Source organism: Hydrogeniiclostridium mannosilyticum, assembly GCF_003268275.1.
Taxonomy (GTDB): domain Bacteria; phylum Bacillota; class Clostridia; order Oscillospirales; family Acutalibacteraceae; genus Hydrogeniiclostridium; species Hydrogeniiclostridium mannosilyticum.
Map to the genome: position 1 here is coordinate 36,407 of NZ_QLYR01000010.1, position 21,006 is coordinate 57,412.

The 21,006-nt window shown below is 55.4% G+C and carries 17 protein-coding genes; 6 read left to right on the forward strand and 11 right to left on the reverse strand.

Features of this window, described 5'->3' with window-relative positions; all coding sequences use genetic code 11:
- Positions 1 to 48: 48 nt before the first annotated feature.
- Complete coding sequence (locus DPQ25_RS11925) at positions 49 to 1,224, forward strand: GNAT family N-acetyltransferase (protein ID WP_112333406.1); 1,176 nt, start codon at positions 49 to 51, stop codon at positions 1,222 to 1,224.
- Positions 1,225 to 1,334: 110 nt separating this feature from the next.
- Here the strand turns inward: DPQ25_RS11925 and DPQ25_RS11930 are convergent, their stop codons facing one another.
- Positions 1,335 to 2,588: an acetate/propionate family kinase gene (locus DPQ25_RS11930; RefSeq protein WP_112333407.1), complete on the reverse strand. Its 1,254-nt coding sequence runs from the start codon at positions 2,586 to 2,588 to the stop codon at positions 1,335 to 1,337.
- Between the two features lie 98 nt (positions 2,589 to 2,686).
- Between DPQ25_RS11930 and DPQ25_RS11935 the strand changes: the two genes are divergently transcribed.
- Together DPQ25_RS11935 and DPQ25_RS11940 are read left to right on the forward strand one after the other, a co-directional pair.
- Positions 2,687 to 3,889, forward strand: coding sequence for a tRNA(Met) cytidine acetate ligase (locus DPQ25_RS11935; RefSeq protein ID WP_177577043.1), 1,203 nt, complete (start codon positions 2,687 to 2,689; stop codon positions 3,887 to 3,889).
- 20 nt (positions 3,890 to 3,909) lie between these two features.
- A complete protein-coding gene (locus DPQ25_RS11940; protein WP_112333409.1) occupies positions 3,910 to 4,848 on the forward strand; it encodes a hypothetical protein in 939 nt (312 codons plus the stop codon).
- Positions 4,849 to 4,997: 149 nt separating this feature from the next.
- On the opposite strand, the gene DPQ25_RS11945 is transcribed toward DPQ25_RS11940, so the two are convergent.
- The 10 genes from DPQ25_RS11945 to DPQ25_RS11990 all read right to left on the reverse strand — a co-directional run bounded on the left by DPQ25_RS11945 (position 4,998) and on the right by DPQ25_RS11990 (position 16,480).
- Positions 4,998 to 7,448 (reverse strand): alpha-L-rhamnosidase-related protein, encoded by a 2,451-nt coding sequence (locus DPQ25_RS11945; RefSeq protein ID WP_112333410.1) that lies wholly within the window; start codon positions 7,446 to 7,448, stop codon positions 4,998 to 5,000.
- 105 nt (positions 7,449 to 7,553) lie between these two features.
- The gene (locus tag DPQ25_RS11950; protein ID WP_112333411.1) at positions 7,554 to 8,024 is read right to left on the reverse strand and encodes a EutP/PduV family microcompartment system protein; all 471 of its coding nucleotides are present in this window, start codon (positions 8,022 to 8,024) and stop codon (positions 7,554 to 7,556) included.
- Between the two features lie 19 nt (positions 8,025 to 8,043).
- A complete protein-coding gene (locus DPQ25_RS11955; protein WP_177577057.1) occupies positions 8,044 to 8,385 on the reverse strand; it encodes a BMC domain-containing protein in 342 nt (113 codons plus the stop codon).
- Positions 8,386 to 8,684: 299 nt separating this feature from the next.
- Positions 8,685 to 9,218, reverse strand: a complete 534-nt coding sequence (locus DPQ25_RS11960; protein WP_112333413.1) for a DUF4190 domain-containing protein — start codon at positions 9,216 to 9,218, stop codon at positions 8,685 to 8,687.
- A 166-nt stretch (positions 9,219 to 9,384) separates the two neighbouring features.
- A complete protein-coding gene (locus DPQ25_RS11965; protein WP_242978331.1) occupies positions 9,385 to 9,870 on the reverse strand; it encodes an 8-oxo-dGTP diphosphatase in 486 nt (161 codons plus the stop codon).
- On the reverse strand, positions 9,861 to 10,124 hold the full coding sequence (locus DPQ25_RS11970) for a DUF3006 domain-containing protein (RefSeq protein WP_112333415.1): 264 nt from the start codon (positions 10,122 to 10,124) through the stop codon (positions 9,861 to 9,863). Before DPQ25_RS11970 ends, DPQ25_RS11965 begins: the two co-directional genes overlap by 10 nt.
- Entirely contained in the window at positions 10,121 to 12,010 is a 1,890-nt protein-coding gene (locus tag DPQ25_RS11975; RefSeq protein ID WP_112333416.1) for a YgiQ family radical SAM protein, read from the reverse strand. Before DPQ25_RS11975 ends, DPQ25_RS11970 begins: the two co-directional genes overlap by 4 nt.
- Before the next feature lie 26 nt (positions 12,011 to 12,036).
- On the reverse strand, positions 12,037 to 14,610 hold the full coding sequence (locus DPQ25_RS11980; protein WP_242978333.1) for an FtsK/SpoIIIE family DNA translocase: 2,574 nt from the start codon (positions 14,608 to 14,610) through the stop codon (positions 12,037 to 12,039).
- Between the two features lie 88 nt (positions 14,611 to 14,698).
- Positions 14,699 to 15,670, reverse strand: coding sequence for an undecaprenyl-diphosphate phosphatase (locus tag DPQ25_RS11985; protein WP_112333417.1), 972 nt, complete (start codon positions 15,668 to 15,670; stop codon positions 14,699 to 14,701).
- Between the two features lie 105 nt (positions 15,671 to 15,775).
- Positions 15,776 to 16,480, reverse strand: coding sequence for a ClpP family protease (locus tag DPQ25_RS11990; protein ID WP_276527372.1), 705 nt, complete (start codon positions 16,478 to 16,480; stop codon positions 15,776 to 15,778).
- Positions 16,481 to 16,949: 469 nt separating this feature from the next.
- On the opposite strand from DPQ25_RS11990, the gene DPQ25_RS11995 reads away from it, so the two are divergent.
- The 3 genes from DPQ25_RS11995 to DPQ25_RS12005 all read left to right on the forward strand — a co-directional run bounded on the left by DPQ25_RS11995 (position 16,950) and on the right by DPQ25_RS12005 (position 20,972).
- The gene (locus tag DPQ25_RS11995; protein WP_112333419.1) at positions 16,950 to 18,881 is read left to right on the forward strand and encodes an aconitate hydratase; all 1,932 of its coding nucleotides are present in this window, start codon (positions 16,950 to 16,952) and stop codon (positions 18,879 to 18,881) included.
- A gap of 20 nt (positions 18,882 to 18,901) precedes the next feature.
- Positions 18,902 to 20,110 carry an NADP-dependent isocitrate dehydrogenase gene (locus DPQ25_RS12000; RefSeq protein ID WP_112333420.1) on the forward strand — a complete coding sequence of 403 codons (1,209 nt, stop codon included), beginning with the start codon at positions 18,902 to 18,904 and terminating at the stop codon, positions 20,108 to 20,110.
- A 220-nt stretch (positions 20,111 to 20,330) separates the two neighbouring features.
- Positions 20,331 to 20,972: a redox-sensing transcriptional repressor Rex gene (locus tag DPQ25_RS12005; protein WP_112333421.1), complete on the forward strand. Its 642-nt coding sequence runs from the start codon at positions 20,331 to 20,333 to the stop codon at positions 20,970 to 20,972.
- The last annotated feature ends 34 nt before the right edge of the window (positions 20,973 to 21,006 follow it).

Consider the following 21,006-nt stretch of genomic DNA (forward strand, 5'->3'; position numbering starts at 1 on the left):
GCCCGTGTTTTTATATAAATATCATAGAAAAGAGAGGACCCCAAAATTATGGATCTGCACACTCTTTACCAGGGCAGATGCCCTGCCGGCGACTATGACCAATACATGAAATTCATCGACCTTGTTTTCCGGTTTGAGCCGGGCCCGGAAAGCGGTTTTCTGCATATATTGCCCAAGCTCTACAAGCCCTGCTACCACCCCTGTGAAAATGCAATTGTCCTGAAGGAAAACGGCAGGATTCTTGCCGCGGCCGGCATCTTTCCCATGGAAGCGCACATCGGCGGCCAATCCTTGAAGGTCTTCGGCATCGGCAACGTCTCGGTGCACCCGGAAGCACGTTCCCGCGGCTATATGAAGCAGGTTATGAACGCGGCCCTTCGGGAAATGATTGCACAGGGCGGCGCATACAGTGCGCTCGGCGGCCTGCGCAGCCGCTACCAGTACTTTTCCTATGAACGCTGCGGGCAATCCTTCCGATTCTTTGTCACACCGAACGGTATCCGGCATCAAATTGGCGGCGTTGCCCCCCTCGCCCTGCGGGAGGTGCTGGAGCCAGGGCCGGCGCTGGATGAAATCAGCCGCCTGCAAAGCGCGGCGCCCCTCCATTTCTGCCGGGGAGAAGGAACGGAAACACTGGATGTGCTCCATTCCTGGGGCTCCGTTCCCTATGCCGCCTACAGCGGCGGCGAAATCGCCGGTTATATCGTCTATCAAAAAAATCCAGCGCAGATTTCTGAATTTCGTGTAAAGCCCGGCTATGAGGATGCCCTTTTATCCGCATGTGTCGGCGCCTTTGGAAAAGAGGACGGCCTCTCCTTCCTTTTTCATCCTTACGACACCGGCTACCTGCCCTACTTTTTCAGCCGTTGCGAGTCCTACACTGTCGGCGACAATGAAAATTTTTCCGTCTTTTGCTTTGAGGCCGTACTGCGTGCTTTTCTTGCCCTGGAAAGCCGTTTCCATCCGCTGGCGGATGGGACTCTCTCCGTTCTGATTCACGGGATTGCCGGTGATGAGGCGCTGACACTGCGGGTTACACATGGCATCGCCGAGGTAAGCAAGGGCCTTTCCCAAGAAGCAGGCGCCCCTTTTATGGAGCTTGACCACCTGGCTGCCATGCGGTTTTTCTTCCGGGGCCACGCGGCGGAACGCAGTGCGCTGCCGCTGCAAATTGCCGCCTGGTTTCCACTGCCGCTGGCGCAACCGCATTTAGACGAGGTATGACCCTGGCCCCCCCTTCTCGTTGTGATAAGGCTTTTTAAAGTACAGCATAAAAGCGCTGCCGCCGTGTATGGCGACAGCGCTTTTGTTTTATGGCATATGCCTTGATTCGCTCAAATATCTTCCAGGTCAACGACAGTTTTATCCTCTGTTGATGCATATTCCAGCTTTTCAACAATCGTCTTCGTGTCCCGTGCAATGACAAGTTCCTCGTTTGTGTTGATGACGTAAACCGGGACATGGGAGTCGAACGCAGAGATTTTCCCCTCTTTGCCGCTGACCATCTGGTCGTTGAGCTCGCCGTCGATTCGGACGCCCAGGTACTTCAGCCCACGGCAGACGCTATAGCGCAGATGCGGCTGGTTTTCACCCAGGCCGGCGGTAAAGACGATGCAGTCCAGGCCGCCCATCGCCGCCGTATAAGCGCCGATGTACTTTATAATCTGGTAAGTCAGCATCTCATGCGCCAAAATCGCCTTGGGGTCCCCCTCAATTTCCGCCTTGGTCACATCGCGGTCGTCGCTGTACCCGCAGATGCCCAGCATGCCGGACTTCTTGTTCAGAATATCATCCATTTGCTCCGGCGTAAGGCCCTCTTTTTCCATGATAAAGGTAACGATGGACGGGTCCAGCGAGCCGCTGCGGGTGCCCATCATAAAGCCGTCAAGCGGCGTGAGGCCCATGGTCGTGTCAATGACCTTGCCGTCACGAATAGCGGCAATGGAAGAGCCGTTGCCGATGTGGCAGGTAATCATCTTGATATCCTCAAGGGGCTGGTGCATAAGATGCGCGCAGTGTGTGCTGACATAGCGGTGAGAAGTGCCGTGGAAGCCATAGCGGCGAATCTGATACTTTTCATAATATTCATAGGGGATCGCATACATATAGGCCTTGCGCGGCATAGTGGAATGGAAGGAGGTGTCGAATACAACGCACTGAGGGAGGTTCTTCCCAAACACCTGCTGGCAAGCCAGAATCCCCTGCAATTCCGGCCCGTTGTGCAACGGAGCGAGCGGAATCAGGCTTTCAATGCCCTTCAGTACCTCATCATTCACCAGCAGGGATTTGCGGAACATCGCACCGCCCTGCGCCACACGGTGGCCGACTGCTGCAATCTCGGACAAATTTTTAATAACGCCGTACTCTTTGTTGGTCAGCGCCTCCGTCACCAGCTGGAAGGCCTCTGTGTGGTCCTTCATGGGTGCATCGTGCTTTGTTCCGCGGCCATCCGATGTCTTATGGCTGAAGCTTCCGACTTCCTGCCCAATTCTTTCACAGTTTCCCTTTGCAAGCATCTCTTCGTTGTCCATATCAATCAACTGATATTTCAGCGAGGAGCTGCCGGCATTAATAACCAATACCTTCATGTCGATCCTCCTGTTTTCAATAAATCCCGTCTTGCATGATAATCTGTTCGTACTATATAATAATACAAAAGTACAATGATTTCAAGGAGTTTCGAGAAATGCTTATCGCCGGAATCGTCGCGGAATACAATCCCTTCCATAAGGGGCACGGCGCCCTTCTGCAATATTGCCGCGAGTGCGGCGCCAGCCACGTTGTTGCCGTAATGAGCGGCAATTTTGTCCAGCGCGGGGAACCGGCATTGCTGAGCAAGCACGCCAGGGCTGAAATGGCCGTGCGCAACGGTGTGGACCTCGTCATTGAGCTGCCCGTCTACTGGGCCCTGTCCGGTGCAGAAAATTTTGCGCTCGGCGCCGTTTCCCTGCTGGCGGCTGCCGGCTGCCAGCGCCTTTGCTTTGGCAGCGAGTGCGGCGATGCCGGCCTGCTGCAAGAGGCGGCCGCCGCCCTTTTGCAGCAGGATTTTATAACCGAAACCCGCGAGCGGTTGAAAACGGGCCTCTCCTTTGCCGCCGCCCGAAACCAGGTTTGGGCGGAACGCTTCGGCGGCCCGTTGGCAGGGCTGCTGCAAGCCCCCAACAATATTTTGGGCGTCGAGTACTGCAAGGCGCTTATCCGTCTCGGAACGGCCATGCAGCCCTGTTCCATGCGGCGCGCAGGCCCCGGCCATCACGACAGGGCGCCGCTGGCCGGTATTGCAAGCGGGACTCTTTTGCGAAGGATGATTACAGCCAATGAAAATTGGGAAAACTATCTTTCAGCCGAGAGCGGCATGATTGTGCACCGGGAAATTTCCCTTCTGCACGCGCCTGCCGCAACCGGGCGTATAGAAAACGCTATTTTAGCGGCTCTACGCAAAATGTCCCCCGCCGGTTTTTCCCGTCTGCCGGATATCAGCGAGGGGCTGGAAAACCGTCTTTACCAGGCCGCGCAGGCCGCCGTTTCTCTGAACGGCTTTTACCGGCTGGTAAAATCAAAGCGGTACGCGCTTTCCAGAATCAGACGCCTGGCGATGTGCGCTTTTCTCGGCATAGAGGCCCAGGCGCCTTTTACCCTGCCCCCCTACCTGCGCGTGCTCGCTATGAACCCGCAGGGCGCGGCTTTGCTGCGCGCCGTAAAGCTGCGGGGAGAGCTGCCCATCCTCACGCGGGCGGCGCAAGCAAGCCAGCTTTCACCTGCTGCCCGCGCTCTTTGGCTGCAGGAACAGCAGAGCTGTAACCTGTATAATTTATGCTTGCCGCAACCGCTGCCCTGCGGAACAGATCTGACGCAAAAATTATTTTATCTGCCAAAAATTCAGCCTTAAGAAAGGAGCCGGTGCCGCCCGTGGCCATCCAAATAAACGAAACGGATGATCCCATCTTGGGAAAATGCGTCTATATTCAAAACAGCCTCCTCCGCATCGTGGTATCCATCTCCTATGGACCGCGCATCTTATCCCTTGGCTTTACCGGGGAGGAAAATATTTTTTGGTATGATTCTGGACTCACACGTAAAACTGCTGCCGCGGAAATGGCTGAGGCCTATGGCCCCGGCGCATGCTTCTACGAGTACGGTGGACACCGGCTCTGGGCCGCGCCGCCGCGAATGCCGGAAACCTACTACCCGGACAACGACCCCGTCACCTATACCATCCGCCCGGAGGGGGTGCTTTTTACTCCGCCGCCCCAGCGCCGCAACGGCCTGCAAACAAGCCTGGAGCTTGTGCTTTCCCCGGAAGCGCCTAACCTGATGGTTATTCACAGCGCGGAAAACCTGGGAAAAGAAAAGAGCCATCTTGCCCTGTGGCCGATTACCATGCTGCGCCCGGGAGGCACTGTGGTGCTCCCGCAAAACAACGAGGAAACAGACGGGAACCTGCCCGACCGGGTGCTCACGCTATGGCCCGGCAGCAATATCTGCGACCCCCGGCTTACTCTTGGCAACCGTTATATTTTAATCCGCCATGCCGCCATGCCGGGTGAGCATCCGCTTATTTTAGGCACCAATAATACTTCGGGCTGGTTGGCCTATGCGCTGGAGGGTACGGTTCTCGTGAAACGTTACGTACACAACCCCAATATCAGCTACCCCAACCACAATTGTTCCTGCCGTGTATACGCCGGCGACAGCTTTGTTCAGCTTGAAAGCATCAGCCCCATGTATGGACTTGAGCCCGGCCAGGCAATCCGCCATGTGGAAAACTTCACCCTGTACCATTCAGACGCATTGCCGCAAAGTCCGAAAGAGTCAGCAATTCAAAGTTTTATTGATAATCTGCGTTAAAAATATTTTTATTTCGCTTAAAAATCCGTTTTTATCATTAATTCTGCCGGATCTTCCCGCATAGCGCCAATAGCGCCAAACGAATAAGGCTGCTTTAAGTACACAGGCCCCGGTCCTTTTACGGCAAAATTCCCGGAGCGGACCGGCGGCTAATCCTCCGGACGGGCCAGGAGCAATTCAAAGCTCTGCGCATACGTCTTCATCGCCCGGCATGCCGAATCGCCATCCCATAGCCATCCGCGCAGCTCCTGGGGAAGGCTCAGCTCAACGCTCCAACCAGGCGGTACCGTACAGGCCAGGCGGAAGGCTCTGCCGTCCGGGCTATAATTCCATGAGACTGCAAGAGGCCCGCAGGGTGTCTGCTCGCTGCCCTTGGCCCATTGCAGCCCACAGGGGTGCGGCGCGACGCGAACCCGCTTTTCCTGAAGATGAACCTCGCCCAGTCCCAGAATGTCGCGGGTCAGGTGAACGCCCACATGCGCGTTGAAGCCATGTGACAAGCTGCCGGAGGTGTTGACATTTTCATAAAGCGTTCCCGGTCCCCTGTTCAGCTGGGGCAGAAAAATAGCCCTCAGCTCCTCCAGCAGGCGCCCGTATTCACCCAGCTTAGCCAGCATGTCAAGCCGGATGCAGAGGCCAATAAATAAATTTGCACGGCCGACACTCGGAGAGGTCAGCGTTTTAGGCGCCGGGCCCATTGTGTTGACAACTGCCTGTATCATGCCTGGCTCACTATTCCGGTCGAACAGCTCGGACCAAATATCTGTATACAACGCGGCCTCGGTGATGTACTCCTTGGTTTTCAGCGCGCCGTTTTCCAGGTAGGCGGTGTCAGGGTAAAGCTTTTCCTCCGTAATAAAGGTTACCGCGCCCATTGAGCGAAGTACACCGCGAATGGCTTCGCCCCATTTCACCCATTCCTCACGCCCATACAGCTTGCCGATCTCGTAGAGCATATAGGCGTAAAGCGCATTGGCAGGCAAGCAGATCGGCTGGGTGTGGTCCGCCTGGTTGGACTGGGACCAATCCAGGAAAATGGCGGGCATATTCTCCAGCAGGCCGCTCTCCCCAATAAAGTCCCGCGTTCCCCGAATGAACGCCTCCACGCGCGGAAGAGATTGCTCCAGCAGCTCCCGGTCACCGGTACGGCGGTAATACTCACAGAACTCCAATATCAGCCAGAACGACCAGGTGGTAATACCGGCCATTTCTTCGTAGGAGTCATGATGCGAGGGAAAAACCTCCGGGAAAAAAGCATGGCCGTACTTCGCCGGGTCGGTGAGCATAAAGTTCTGTAAAAATGCCTTTTCTACAGACACATCCCCCAGCATTTGCCAGGCTGCGCGGGCAGTCCACAGTGAGTCGCACAGCCAGCCGCCGCGCTCGCGCTCGGCGCAATCCATAAAGATGTCCAGCGTATTCATCAGCAGCGTCCGCCGCGAAGCGTCATAGATGCGGTTGACGTCGCCGTCGCTGCAAAGAAATGAGCCCCTGCGGCTGTCGGGATACCAGTAGGTCACCAGGGCGGCACTGTTCAGGCATACGGTTCCCTGTGTACGGAAAACCAGCTTCAGATGGCGCAGCACATAGGGTTCAAAGGTAAGCAGCCGGTACCGGCCCGGTTCCAGGCAGTAACGGACCATGTTATTGGTCTGGGTGATCCTTCCTTCATCCTCCAATCCTTCCTGGTGGAAGATATCGAAAACACAGGCCTTCTCCACCTCCAGGTCAAAGCCGAGGAAGCCGACATAATTGTTGCCGAGGTCAAACTGCAGGTAACACGCTGGCTGCTTACCGGGCTCTATACGCCACCCCTCGCCCATGCACTCCAGCTTGCCCTGGAAGGGGACGTTTTCATCGCGCCGGGCTTGCTTGACAACACGCTCTGTCAGCTGCCCGTACCAGTGGGTGTGCAGCGTTTCGTTCAAGTGGTCTGCCATATCCGGACCCCTCTTCTCCTCACCGGCAGCAATCCCGCCAAGCTCCACCAAATTGAGCACTGGCAGCGTCTCCATTGCTGGCAGGCGGCTCCCCCGCGGCAGCAGCAGCGGCTGTTCATCGAGAACCCGGCAAGGCTGATAAGTGTTCAAATCCTCCGTCACCCAAGACAGCGTATCGGGCCCCAGGTCATAAACCTCGATTACCTCCCGGCAATGAGAGAGCATCTCCGCACGGCTGCGGCGGTGTGTCAGCTGCCGGCACAGCCAAGGCGATTCCGCCTTGGCGCCCGTAGCCGCCAGCACCTTTCCTGCACACTGAACCTCACACCAGAACAGTCCCGGTTCCAGTGTAATGTCATTGGAAACATGGTCCGGCGTGTCATAGGCGGCCACCTCTGCCGCCAGCCTAACCACGCCGGCCTTTTCCACCGGAATTTCCAGCTCATCCACGCGCACATAGCCATGCGCCGTACGAGCCGGGCCGTGCGCCGCCATTTTCCCATCCACATAAAGACGGTAAAAGCTGCGTGCCGTTACCGCGATTTTCAGTACGCCGGGCGCTTCAACCCATACATCCGAGCGAAAACCGGCAAATTGATTGTACGGCTCCGCGGCCCCCTCTATAAAAACCGGCTTTGCCTTCTGAAAAAAATGGTTCATACAACAATCCCCCTATATCATTTTTATAATTGCGGATGCGCAATGCTCCGCAAGCCTGTATAAAAGAAAAGAGCGCCTGTGCGCTCGTCCGCTTCAGAAGCCCCTTCAGGCCTCCTGCTTTTGAAATACCTTGCCCTTGGGAACGGGGCCACCCTTCGACAAATAAGCCAATATTTCATCAACCCCCTCCCGTGAGCGGGAGTTGACCCAAAAAACGGTTTTACAGCCAGCCAGCCGCAGCCAGTTTTCCGCACGCTCCGGGTTACCCCCTTCACAGTCCACATGAGTTACAATGCCAATAACATCGCGGTTCGCCATGCAGGTGATATTCGGGCTGTAGAGGGAATAGGGTTCCGTCGCGCTTAACAAAAGGCCCACTACGTCGGCCTCATAGGCGTAAAGCGCAAGCGCCCTCCCCAGCTCCTTGCTCTCGATATATTCGCCTGGCGTGTCAATCACCACGTCGTGGTAATTGACATATTGCGTTTTATGATAATGGATATTCTCTCCGCGCAGCGCCTGGGTTAAGGTGGTTTTTCCGCAGCCGGTGCGCCCCATCAGAATAATTTTCTTCATTGCTCGCCCCGCCGGGCCCTCAGGTTCTGGTAATGTCACAAACCGTAAAGCCCAACGCAGCAGCGGCGTAATCCACCAACGCGCGCAATGCGGCCTCTACGTCGGAAACCGTTCCGGTGACAATCAGCGTCCCGCTGAAGCGGTCGACAAAGCCCAGCTCTATGCCGGAGGCCTTCGTGGCAATATCCCCGGCTATAATCGCCGTCTCACTGGGGCTCATGGTTACAATACCGATGGCGGACTGCGAATAATCCACCGCCGGGTCAAGCCCCAGCTTTTGGTACAATATTTCATCCGGATTGGCAATGATGTGCGCAATGGTGATCTGCTTACCGGGAACAATTTCCTGAATAATCCGCATCTTGCCATCCTGCTGCTGATTGGGCAGCTGCTCATATAAATTCAAAAAAGGCCCTTCTTTCAACGCTTCATTCATTATAATGCGGCGCTCAGACTCGCCGGTGTATTCGCCGGCCCTGCATGGCCCGCATAATTATTTAATTATTATTAGTATAGCATTATTTCGGCAAAAAATAAAGAATAAAATTGCGGATTGGAGACACCGCACCAGCAGAAATGCAGCAAAAAGCCACCGGGCGGCAGAACCTCCCCGGCGGCTTTGGCGGCTATTATTTTGTGTTTGTAAAGCCCTTAAAGCTTTTAATAAAGGCTCTCCAGCCAATTCTCAAATTCATAATAGAAATAAGGAGAGCTATTGGCGGCCACAAGCACGATAATCAGCATAATAACGATAATCGCAAGTGTGATTGCGCTGGTAACAATGCCGGCAACGGCCATACCCTTACCATTGGCATTGCGCTTCATGCCAATAATGCTGAAAATCAAGCCGAGAACTGCCAGCGGAAGGCCTATGTAATAGAAGCAGCAGGTCAGCAGGGAAAGAATACCGCAGATCATACCGGCAATGGAGAGGCCGGGTGTGCTCGACTGCGGCGGATAGGGCTCCGCCGAATAGGTGGGCTGGTTATAGCTGTTCTGCTGATAATCCGGGTAATAGGACGGAGCAGAAGCAGGCGGAATCTGCTGGTAAGCGCCATTGCCCTGCGGCGGCTGGTAGGGCTGCTGATTCTGTGGCGCCGCATAGGGTTGCTGGTCGACAGGCTGCGGCTGCGGTTGTTGCGGCGGCTGTTCCGGCTGCGGCGGATAATTTGGAATTTGAGGATCGTAGTCCATAACGAATTCTCCTTTATTTCAGTTTACATTCAGTCGTTTTTATTATTATATCCTAACGTTTGCTTGTCTGTCAATTTGATTTGTCAAAATAACAGGATTTTCCCGTACTGAATTTGCGGGGGCTTTTTTGGCCAATTTGATGGAGAAACAAGCGGCCTGTATCTCCTTATAAAAGATGAAAATTGTGCGTATCTTCCTGCTCATAAGGAGCGAACGCCTCATTATGCCCTTCCTCTAAAAACATGGGCAAATACTGCTCAAAGTGATTTTCACTGTGAATCTCTCGGAGCTTTTCAATCGGCAGCCAATAAACGCGCCCCTCCTCTGTCTCTGGAAGCAGGTTCCCTTTAAAGTCAGCGGTTTTATACAAAAAAACAAGGTAACGCTCGTTGGTACGGGTATTGCACCAATGAATGACCCCGCAGCTTTTTAGGTTCCAAACATCCAGGCCGGTTTCCTCCTTAACCTCCCGGACAGCGGAAGCCACAAAGCTTTCGCAGGGCTCCACATGCCCGCCGGGAAATGAAAGCCCCTTCCAGCTGACGACACGCTCCTGCACCAATGCGCAGCCAGTGTCCTTGTCCTCCACCATCACCATGTTTGTCAGCTCAACGCCGGCCATACTTTCACTGCCCTTCTTTCCTATTCCCACAGGGCATCCTGCTTTTTCTTGAGGGCAGCGCGGCGTTGTTTGGTTTCATCCAGATCCACGGAGATCCTGCCCTCGTCGTCAATCAACAGAATGGTTCCCTCAGCGGCATCGCCCGGCAGCTCCTTTGTCTCGATGCCGAAAAGGCGCACTTCCTTATTTTTTGCCCTTGTTTTTTTTACCCCCGCATCCTGGTCCGCCAACTCCTCACAAATGGCAAAATTTCCCTCGAAACGGTCAATTGAAAGCTTTCTCATTGTTCTTTCCCCTTTCCTTTATTCTGCTGGCGGCGCCTTTTCTCCCGACGGACATCCGGTTTCCTTCCCCCCCGGGGCTTTGGCGTCTTGGGCGGCCGGGCGGCGTTAACCAGCTGGTGTGTCCCGCCGCCAATCAGGTCCGGCCGGCCGGCATCGATCAACGCCTGAACCACCTGTTCCTTCTTTTTCGGGTCATAATATTGAAGCAGCGCGCGCTGCTGTGCTTTCTCACGGTTTGTGCGCGGGACATAGACCTCCTTCAGGGTATAAGGATCCAGCCCGGTATAAAACATACAGGTTGAAATCGTCCCCGGTGTCGGGTAAAAATCCTGTACCTGATCGGGGTGGAGATGTTCCCGTTTCAGGAAAAGCGCCAGCTCCACCGCATCCTTAAGCGTGCTGCCGGGGTGGGAGGACATCAAGTATGGCACCAGGTACTGCTCCTTACCCAACCGGCGGGTAAGCTGGGCAAAACGCCGCTGAAACTCCACGTAGGCCTCTATATGCGGTTTTCCCATGCAGTCAAGCACCCCGGCGGCGCAGTGCTCCGGTGCAACCCGCAGCTGCCCGCTCACATGATATTCTACCAGCTCCCTTAAAAAGTCTGGGTTTTTGTCCTCCAATAAATAATCATAACGAATACCCGAGCGAATAAACACTTTTTTTACGCCGGGAACCGCCCGGATTTTCCGCAGCAGTTCCAGATAATCGCTGTGGCTGACCTGAAGGGCGGGGCAGGGCTTCGGCGCTAAGCATTTCCGGTCCGGGCAAAGCCCCTGGGTCTGCTGCTTTTTGCAAGAGGGGAGGCGAAAGTTTGCCGTTGGGCCCCCAACATCATGAATATACCCCTTGAAATTCGGCTGTTTTGTCAGGAGGCGCACCTCGCGCAAAATACTCTCCTCGCTCCGCGCCGTAATGGCCCGGCCCTGATGAAAGGAAATAGAACAAAAATTGCAGGCGCCAAAACAGCCGCGGTTGTGGGTAATGGAAAACTCCACCTCCCGAATTGCGGGCACCCCGCCCATTGGCTCATAGCAGGGGTGGTAGGTCCGCATATAGGGCAGCTCGTAGACCCAGTCCAGTTCCTGCTGGCTGAGCGGCGGCATAGGCGGATTCTGTACCAGCAGCAGCTTGCCGTGCTTTTGAATAACCTTTTTACCGCGTACCGCATCCTGTTCCATCTGCTGTTTGCGGCAGGAAACGGCATATTCTTTTTTGGACGCGCAGACCTGCTCGTAGCTGGGGCAATCCACGGCTGGCCCAGGCTGATACCGGGCCGCGGGGATCAGGTAGCAGGTACCCCGAATGTCCGTCATTTCGGAAATATTTTCCCCGCTGTCCAGGCGCCGGGCAATTTCTACCGCCTGTTTTTCTCCCATCCCGTAGGAGATCAGATCCGCCTGTGAATCCAGCAGAATAGAGGGCAGCACCTTGTCCGCCCAATAATCATAGTGAGCAAAGCGCCGCAGGGAAGCCTCCAGGCCGCCGATGATGATGGGAGAATCCGGATACAGCTTTCGGATCAGCCTGGAGTAGACCGTGACCGCACGGTCCGGACGAAGGCCGGCCCGGTTGCCCGGCGAATAGGCGTCGGCCTCCCGCCGCCGGCGCGCTACCGTATAATGCGCCACCATACTGTCAATGTTTCCGGCACTGACCATAAAGCCCAGCCGCGGCTTGCCAAACCGGGTAAAATCCTTTTCTGTCCGCCAATCCGGCTGTGCGAGAACGGCTACCCGGAACCCCTTCGCCTCCAAAACACGGGAAATAATAGCGGGGCCAAAGGTGGAATGGTCCACATAGGCATCGCCGGTGACAATGATAAAGTCCGGGCACTCCCAGCCCAAGCTCTGTATTTCTTCTTTCGTAATTGGTAAAAACGGCATGGTTTTGTCCTTATCTCAACTGACCTTTATTCCGGCTTAACCGATGGTTCGTCCGGCTTCTGCATATTCATTTCCAGCCACTGCTGGTAGGTAATCAGCACCTGGCGGGGCTTGCTCCCCTCATGCGGGCCGACAATCCCCATCTGCTCCATTTCGTCGATCAGCCGCCCAGCACGGGCATAGCCCACGTGCAGCCGCCTTTGCAGCAGAGAGGTGGAGGCCTGCCCCGATTCGACCACGCATTTCACCGCATCGGGGATCATCGGGTCCGTGTCTTCAGAGGCTATGCCGCCTTCTGCCTTCCCCTTATCTTCCACCGCATTCTTTTCAATTTCCTCAATGATTCCGGCATCGTACTCGTGATTTCCCTCGCTCTTCATAAAGCCGGCGATGCTCTCAATTTCATTGTCGCTGACAAAGCAGCCCTGTACCCGGATGGGCTTTTGGCTGCCGATGGGGGCAAACAGCATATCACCGCGCCCCAACAGCTTCTCAGCGCCGCCCATATCCAGAATCGTCCGCGAATCCACCTGCGACGAGACGGTCAGGGCAATCCGGCTTGGAATATTCGCCTTAATCAGCCCGGTAATAACATCCACAGAGGGCCGCTGCGTGGCAATCACCAGATGCATTCCAGCGGCACGGGCCATCTGGGCGAGGCGGCAGATGGAATCCTCCACTTCATTCGGCGCCGCCATCATCAGGTCCGCCAGCTCGTCCACAATAATGACTATCTGCGGCATATGCAGCATGGGCTGCCCCTGGTCATCCGTATAATTGCACGAGGCCGCCAGCGCATTGTAGCCGGACAGGTCCCTTACATTGCAGTCGGCAAAAATTTTATAGCGCTTGAGCATCTCGGTAACGGCCCAGTTCAGCGCCCCTGCCGCTTTACGCGGATCGGTGACAACGGGCACCAGCAAATGCGGAAGGCCGTTATATACCCCCAGTTCAACCACCTTGGGGTCAATCATCAGAAAACGTACGTCCTCCGGCGTGCTCTTATAGAGCAGGCTGATAATCATCGCATTGATGCAGACGGATTTACCGGAGCCCGTGGTGCCCGCAATCAGCAAATGCGGCATTTTGGCAAGATCCGCCACGGTGACGCTGCCGGCTATATCGCGCCCGAGCACCACCGTCAACGGGCTCTTAGCTGTCTGGAAGCTGTTGCTTTCAATCAGCTCGCGCATACGCACAGTCGTGACACGCTGATTGGGCACCTCAATGCCGACGGCAGCCTTTCCGGGGATGGGGGCCTCGATGCGCACACCGGTGGCGGCAAGGTTCATGGCAATATCATCCGCCAGATTAGTAATCTTGCTAATTTTAACACCCGGTGCCGGCTGAAGCTCATAGCGGGTAACGGACGGGCCGCGCGAAATGTCAATAATCTTAGTCTGTACGCCGAAGCTCTTCAGCGTCTCCGTCAGCATCCGCCCGCTTGTCTGCAACTCATTAGTCACGTCCCCTTCGTCTGCTTCCTTGGTAGCCTCCAGCATGGAAACCGGCGGAAAATGAGGGGACGAGGTCGGCGCCTGGGAAGCCGGCTCGTTGAGCAGCTCCTCCGGAACCGGCGTGCCGATTACGCCCTTTTCCTTTTTCTTTGCCGCCTCTTTTTCCTCCTTGGAGGCCCGGCGGCTCAAAAAGCTGCCGGCAGCGGCGTCCTCGCCGTTCTCTCTGGCCACGGCGGGCGCCTGCTCTGCCCGGGCCTCCTGAACGCCTGGCTGAATTTCCCGCTGGGGCTCTGCCGCCGGCGCTCCGGACGGCTTGTTGATGTCAAAGACCTTTTCCAGCTTCTCCAGCTTTTCATTTTTTGTCTTAGGGGACTGCACCGGATGCATGGGCAGCTCATCCTTATCGAGCGCGATGTCAATATTGGTCTGCCTGCGATGGATTTCCTGGCGGCGTTCCCGCGCAGTCCCCACAGCCGTACCAACCATTGCCGCCGGTTTGGCAACAGCGCGGAACAGTTTAACCATGCTGGTGCCTGTTAGAATCATCACCGCTACGAAAAGCAGCAGAATAATTACAATTTTGCCGCCGATTGCCCCCAGGCCCAACACCACCGGGTAACCGATCAGCCCCCCGAAGAACCCGGCGCCGCGCCGGGCGGAGCCGTCCGTGTACAATTTGACAATCAGCTCGCCGAAGCCCAGCTCACCGGGCTCATAGGAGAAAATATAGACAGCCCCGCACAACAGCAAAATGATAACAACCATCAAAACAATCTTTGCACTCATCTTATTGCTGTAGCGCTCAAAGGCCGTCACGATAGATATGTATAAAAGCAGAACCGGCCACATGATTGCGCAGACTCCAAAGAGCCCCATGATCTGCACATGAAGCCAGTTCCAGATGTTCTCACCCGGAATTAGTACAACGCACGCCATTAGAACCGCGGCGGCAAAGATGACCACCGCCATAATCTGGTTACGCTGTTTAATGAGCTCCAGCTCCCGCATTTTTTTCTGCATGGCCTCTTCCTTCGTCATGCGGGGCTGCTGCTGTTTAGGCCTCCGCGCCGCGCCGCCGGACTTCGGCGTCCGTTTTGCGGGCGGACTCTTCGGGGCTGAACCGCTTTTTTTTCGTTGCGCCATATTCTTTCCCTCTTTTTCACATCCTCAAGCCGGTAAGACCGGGCCGCCTTTATTCGTTATGCTCATATTTCTCCTGCCGCCGGGGCATTTACCGGGGCAGCATTACCGCAAGTGTGTCCCCCGTAAAGAGGTTGCTGCCGGTGCCCTGTTCAATAAAGCTGATGACCAATACAGCGATGCCCAAAACGGCGGTATAAATGATGAACGGAAGCAGCTTGTTGCTGGCAACCATCCAGCGCAGCAGCTTAATGGCAAAAAAACCTACAACCGCCGCTACCACAACACCGATTATCATCGGCAGCACCGGAACCTCGGCACCCTCTATCAGCGCATCCTTAAGCTCCAGCACCGCCGCAGCCAGGATAGAGGGAATCCCGATGACGAAGGAATAGTCCAGCGCCGCCTGGCGGTTGATGCCGCGCAGCAGGCCGGCCGAAAGTGTGGATCCGGAACGGGAAAGGCCGGGCAGTATGGCCGCAAAACACTGTGCAAGCCCCACGCTGAGCGCATCAATTACATTAAACCTACGGCGTCCAACCGGATGATGCTTGCCCTGTTTGGGCTCCGCCTCAAAGCGGGCGACCATTTTTTTACTCTTCATCAGGCCGAGCGTCAGCAAAATGCTGGTCAGCAGCAGCGAGAACCCGACAATCATGATGGATTGGCCGTTGGCGAAGCTCTCGCCGATGTCCTTGAGATTCATGCCGGTTCCGGGAATGGGAATGAACAGTAAAAACAGCGGCAGAAGGCCGATAATCAGCATCATAACCAGGTTCCTGTCCCCGTTCATTTCACTCCATTTGAATTTGCCGGTAAAGAGGTCGCGGACCATGCGGCAGAACTCCTTAACCAACCGCCAGATCAGCTTGTGGTAAACGAGCAGTACGGCCGCCAGGGTGCCCAGGTGCAGCATAACGTCGAACAGCAGGCCCGAAAGCCCCGAGGTGTGGCTGCCCATTAAATGCTGTGACAAAGCCAGATGGCCGCTGCTGGAAACGGGCAGAAACTCCGTTGCCCCCTGAAGAATGCCTTGGATGATGGCCTGAAAAATTTCATTCATAAGCTATGTAAACCTCCAAAATCTGTGTAAGCCTAAATACGGCCGCAAAATACGCCGGTATGTAATCCCCGCCGCCGGGGATTGGTAAAGGGTGCGCCGTAAGGCTCAGGGTGTTTTTTTCTTTTTTCTGTTTGTCTGCTTTCTGCGCTTGTCAATCATGCCGTAAAGGCAGTCAATGGCCTCGGAAAGCGTGCCCAGGGAGTCGATCAGCCCCTCCTCAACAGCGTCGGCCCCATCTAAAACCGTGCCGACATCCATAACAAGTTCCTGTGTGTTCATTGCCAGCTCGTAAAACCGCTCGGAAGAGATGTGGGAATTGGAGGTGACAAAACGGGTGATGCGCTCCTGCATGCGCTGAAAATAGTCCAGCGTCTGCGGCACCCCCAGCATCAGGCCGCTCATCCGTACAGGGTGAACCGTCATGGTAGCGCTCGCGGCAATAAAGCTGTGCTTTGCCGCAACCGCCAGCGGTACGCCAATGGAATGCCCGCCGCCCAGCACCAGGCTCACCGTCGGCTTCTTCATACCGGCAATCAGCTCGGCAAGCGCCAGCCCAGCCTCAACGTCACCGCCCACCGTGTTTAAAATCATCAGCAGGCCGTCGATTTTCTCGTCTTCCTCAATGGATACCAGCTGCGGGATAACATGCTCATACTTCGTTGTTTTATTTTGCGAGGGCAGCACATTATGCCCTTCGATTTGGCCGATGATGGTCAGGCAATGAATCGAATGCTCATTGTCCCCGGTAATAATGGACCCCGTGTCAACAATCTGCTGCACCTGAAGCTCATCCTTTTCCTGCTTTTCCATATCGGCAGAATCGCCCGTGTAGTTTTTCATTATTACACCGCCTCCTGGCTTTAGTTTGTCTCAGCCGGAGGAAAATCATACACAGCCGGACGGAGAAAATTGGAGGCCGCCCTGTTCTCTACTGGCATGATTATGTGCGTTATTTTATTATTATAACATTGTAAATTTAATCCATCAAGGTCTCAGCGTTTTTTCCCGCTGCCCGCGCTGAAAAAAACAGCCTCATCAGCCGCCGGCAGGCCTTGCCGCTCCCCGTAAGCGGCGGTTTCATGTGGTTTTTTTCAGAGAGGCCTCGGCTTTGGGCGGGTTTCTTCGGTTTAAATATCTAAAACAGCGGGCCAAAAAAGAAGAATTATTTTACGAATAATCATTGTCAATAGATTGACAATCTTTCATTTTTGGCCCATAATAATTTATATTTCATCTTATACCTATTTAAAATATCTCTGTATCAGGAGGAATCTGCTTTATGGGACTTACCATTGCCCAGAAAATCATTCAAAATCATTTGGTGTCCGGTGAAATGAAGCCGGGCTGCGACATCGGGTTAAAGATTGACCAGACCTTAACGCAGGACGCAACGGGAACAATGGCTTACCTTGAGTTTGAGGCGATGGGCGTCCCCCGCGTAAAAACGGAGAAAAGCGTCGCCTATATTGACCATAACACCCTTCAGACCGGTTTTGAAAATGCCGACGACCACCGCTTTATCCAAAGCGTGGCCAAAAAACATGGCATTTGGTTCTCCCGCCCTGGAAACGGAATCTGCCACCAAGTGCATCTGGAGCGCTTCGGTGTGCCCGGTAAGACCCTAATCGGCTCCGACAGCCATACACCCACCGGCGGCGGCATCGGCATGCTGGCAATGGGTGCGGGCGGCCTGGACGTAGCGGTCGCAATGGGCGGCGGCCCTTACTACATCTCCATGCCGAAGATGCTGCGGGTAAACCTGACCGGCAAGCTCAGCCCCTGGGTTTCCGCCAAGGACGTTATCCTGAAGGTGCTGCAGCTGCTCTCCGTCAAGGGCGGCGTGGGTAAGATTGTGGAATACAGCGGCGAGGGCGTCAAGAGCCTTTCCGTACCGGAGCGCGCCACCATCACCAATATGGGCGCGGAGTTGGGCGCAACCACCTCCATTTTCCCCTCCGATGAAGTGACGCGCAGCTTTTTACAGGCGCAGGGGCGCGGCCAGGATTGGGTAGAGCTTTCCTCCGATCCAGACGCCGTCTACGACGAGGAGGTCTCCATTGACCTCTCCGCGCTGGAGCCGCTGGCCGCCTGCCCGCACAGCCCCGACAATGTCAAGAGCTTAAAGGAGATCGGCGCCATCAAGGTCGACCAGGTCTGCATCGGCTCCTGCACCAATTCCTCTTATCTCGACCTCATGCGCGTGGCGTCCATCCTGAAGGGAAAAACCGTACATCCGGACGTGAGCCTCGCCATCGCCCCAGGCAGCAAGCAGGTTTACAACATGCTTGCCATGAACGGAGCGCTGGCAGACATTATCGCGGCGGGCGCCCGTGTGCTTGAGTGTGCCTGCGGCCCCTGCATCGGGATGGGCCAATCGCCCAACTCCAAGGGCATCAGCCTGCGTACCTTTAACCGCAACTTTGAGGGCCGCTCCGGTACGGCGGACGGGCAGATCTACCTGGTCAGCCCGGAGACCGCGGCAGCTTCCGCCCTTGCCGGCGTGTTGACCGACCCCAGAACGCTGGGCGAGGAAGCCCCCATCGCGCTGCCGGAGCATTTCCTGATTAACGACAACATGGTCGAGGCGCCGGCCTCCGAGGCTGAGATGGACTCCGTGGAGATTCTCCGCGGCCCCAACATCAAGGAGTTCCCGGTTACCGGCCCGCTGGAAGAAACCATCGCCGCCAAGGCGCTGCTGAAGGTCGGCGACAATATTACAACCGATCACATCATGCCTGCCGGCGCTAAAATTCTGCCCTACCGCTCCAACATCCCCTACCTGTCCAATTTCTGCTTCGGCGTCTGTGATAAGGAGTTCCCGGCACGCTGCCGTGAGTACGGCCCCAGCGTCGTCGTCGGCGGCCAGAACTACGGGCAGGGCTCCTCCCGCGAGCACGCGGCGCTGGTTCCGCTCTACCTTGGGGTCAAGGCCGTTCTGGTCAAGAGCTTTGCCCGCATCCACTGTGCCAACCTCGCCAACGCCGGCATCTTGCCGCTGATCTTCAAAAATGAGGCCGATTACGACAAAATCGACCAGATGGACGAGCTGGAGCTGAAGAATGTCCGCAAAGCCATTGAGGACAACGCGCCGGTTATTGTAAGCGACAAGACAAAGGGCATCGAAATTGAAACCGAGGCCGTGCTCTCCCAGCGCCAGCGCGAGATGGTGCTGGCCGGCGGCCTGCTGAATTATACGCGTGAGCAGAACTGAAACGGATGGAGGCGAAAGGAATGGATAAAATACAGATGAAAACCCCGCTCGTCGAAATGGACGGCGACGAGATGACCCGGGTGCTCTGGCAGCAAATTAAGGACACCCTGCTGACGCCCTACATCGACCTGAAAACAGAGTATTACGACCTGGGCCTAAAGCACCGGGATGAAACCGGCGACCAGGTCACCATAGACAGCGCCGAGGCAACCAAAAAATATGGCGTCGCGGTTAAATGCGCGACCATTACCCCAAATGCCGCCCGCATGGAAGAATACAACCTGCATGAGATGTGGAAATCCCCGAACGGAACCATCCGCGCCATTCTGGACGGCACCGTATTCCGCGCGCCGATTCTGGTCAAGGGCATTAACCCCTATATCCCCACCTGGGAGAAGCCCATCACGCTAGCCCGCCACGCCTATGGCGACGTTTACCGCAACACCGAGCTGCAGGTTGCCGCCGGCTCTAAGGCAGAGCTGGTAGTAACTGATGCCCAGGGCAACGAAACCCGGGCGCTGATTCACCAATTCAAAGGTGGCGGCGTCGTTCAGGGGATGCACAACCTTGACGGCAGCATCACGAGCTTTGCGCGGGTATGCTTCGACTATGCGCTGGACACCAAGCAGGATCTTTGGTTTGCCACCAAGGACACCATCTCTAAAAAATACGACCACCGCTTCAAGGATATTTTCCAGGAGATTTTTGACGAAGAGTACAAGGAGCGCTTTGAAGCGGCAGGGCTCGAATATTTCTACACACTAATAGACGATGCTGTATCGAGGGTTATCCGTTCCAGAGGCGGTTTCATCTGGGCCTGCAAGAATTATGACGGCGATGTTATGAGCGACATGGTGGCCACAGCGTTCGGCAGCCTGGGAATGATGACCAGCGTGCTGGTTTCTCCGGATGGTGCTTACGAATACGAGGCGGCCCACGGCACGGTAACCCGCCATTATTATAAATATCTGAAGGGTGAAAAAACCTCAACCAACCCCATTGCGACTATTTTTGCCTGGAGCGGCGCCCTGAGAAAGCGCGGCGAGCTGGACGGCCTGCCGGATCTCTGCCGCTTCGCCGGTATTTTGGAACAGGCTTGCAAGGACACCATTGAGGCTGGCGTAATGACCGGGGATTTGGCAGCCCTCTCTACCCTGGCGGAAAAACGCGTGGTTGATTCTGAAGTCTTTCTGGCAGAAATTAACCGCCGTTTGGCTGAAAAGCTGTAAGCCGTTCTCTCAGCACGTGAACAAAACCGGCTTTATTCCCCTTGCCCAGCGCCCTTTTCGGTTCCGGGCGCAAAGCAAGCCGTTTCCGAGCCCCGCTACTGCGGAGGCCTGTGGATGTTCCGGGTTGAACCGATGACGATTGAACGAAAGATTTGATGCACGGTATTTTGGGGAACCCGATGCGGTATATGATGGAGAATGAATGGAGGAACACAACACTATGGCAAAACGAGAAAATATTTCCATGTCGGTCATCCGCAGACTTCCTCGTTATTACCGCTTTCTGCGCCAGCTGAGAGAAACAGGTGTGACAAGGATTTCTTCCACCGAGCTTTCGGTCAAGCTGGGTCTCACCGCTTCGCAAATCCGGCAGGACCTCAACTGCTTCGGCGGATTCGGCCAACAGGGCTACGGATATATTGTAGATCAGCTCTGCCTGGAAATTGGAAATATTCTAGGCCTGAAGGGCGGGTATAAGGCAATATTGGTCGGCGCCGGGAATTTAGGCCAGGCCATCGCCTCCCATATGAACTTTACCGAGGACGGCTTCGAGCTGGCCGGCATCTTTGACAGCTCCCCGTTTAAAATCGGAAACCGCATCGGCAATTTAGAGGTCTCCGACACATCCGAGCTGGAGGCCTTCTGCGCTGAGCAAAAACCGACCATGGCGGCGCTCTGCGTCCCCAGAGAGGCAGTCGAAAAGCTGAGTGACCAGCTTTATCAGCTCGGTATCCGCAGCTTTTGGAACTTCAGCCACTATGACATCTCTGTAAAATACCCTGATGTAATTGTTGAAAATGTTCATCTCAACGACAGTCTGATGACACTGTGCTACCGTATACACAACGCTAAGGAAAGCTGAGGACCTCAGGTATTAAAAGGATAACGCCATAAAA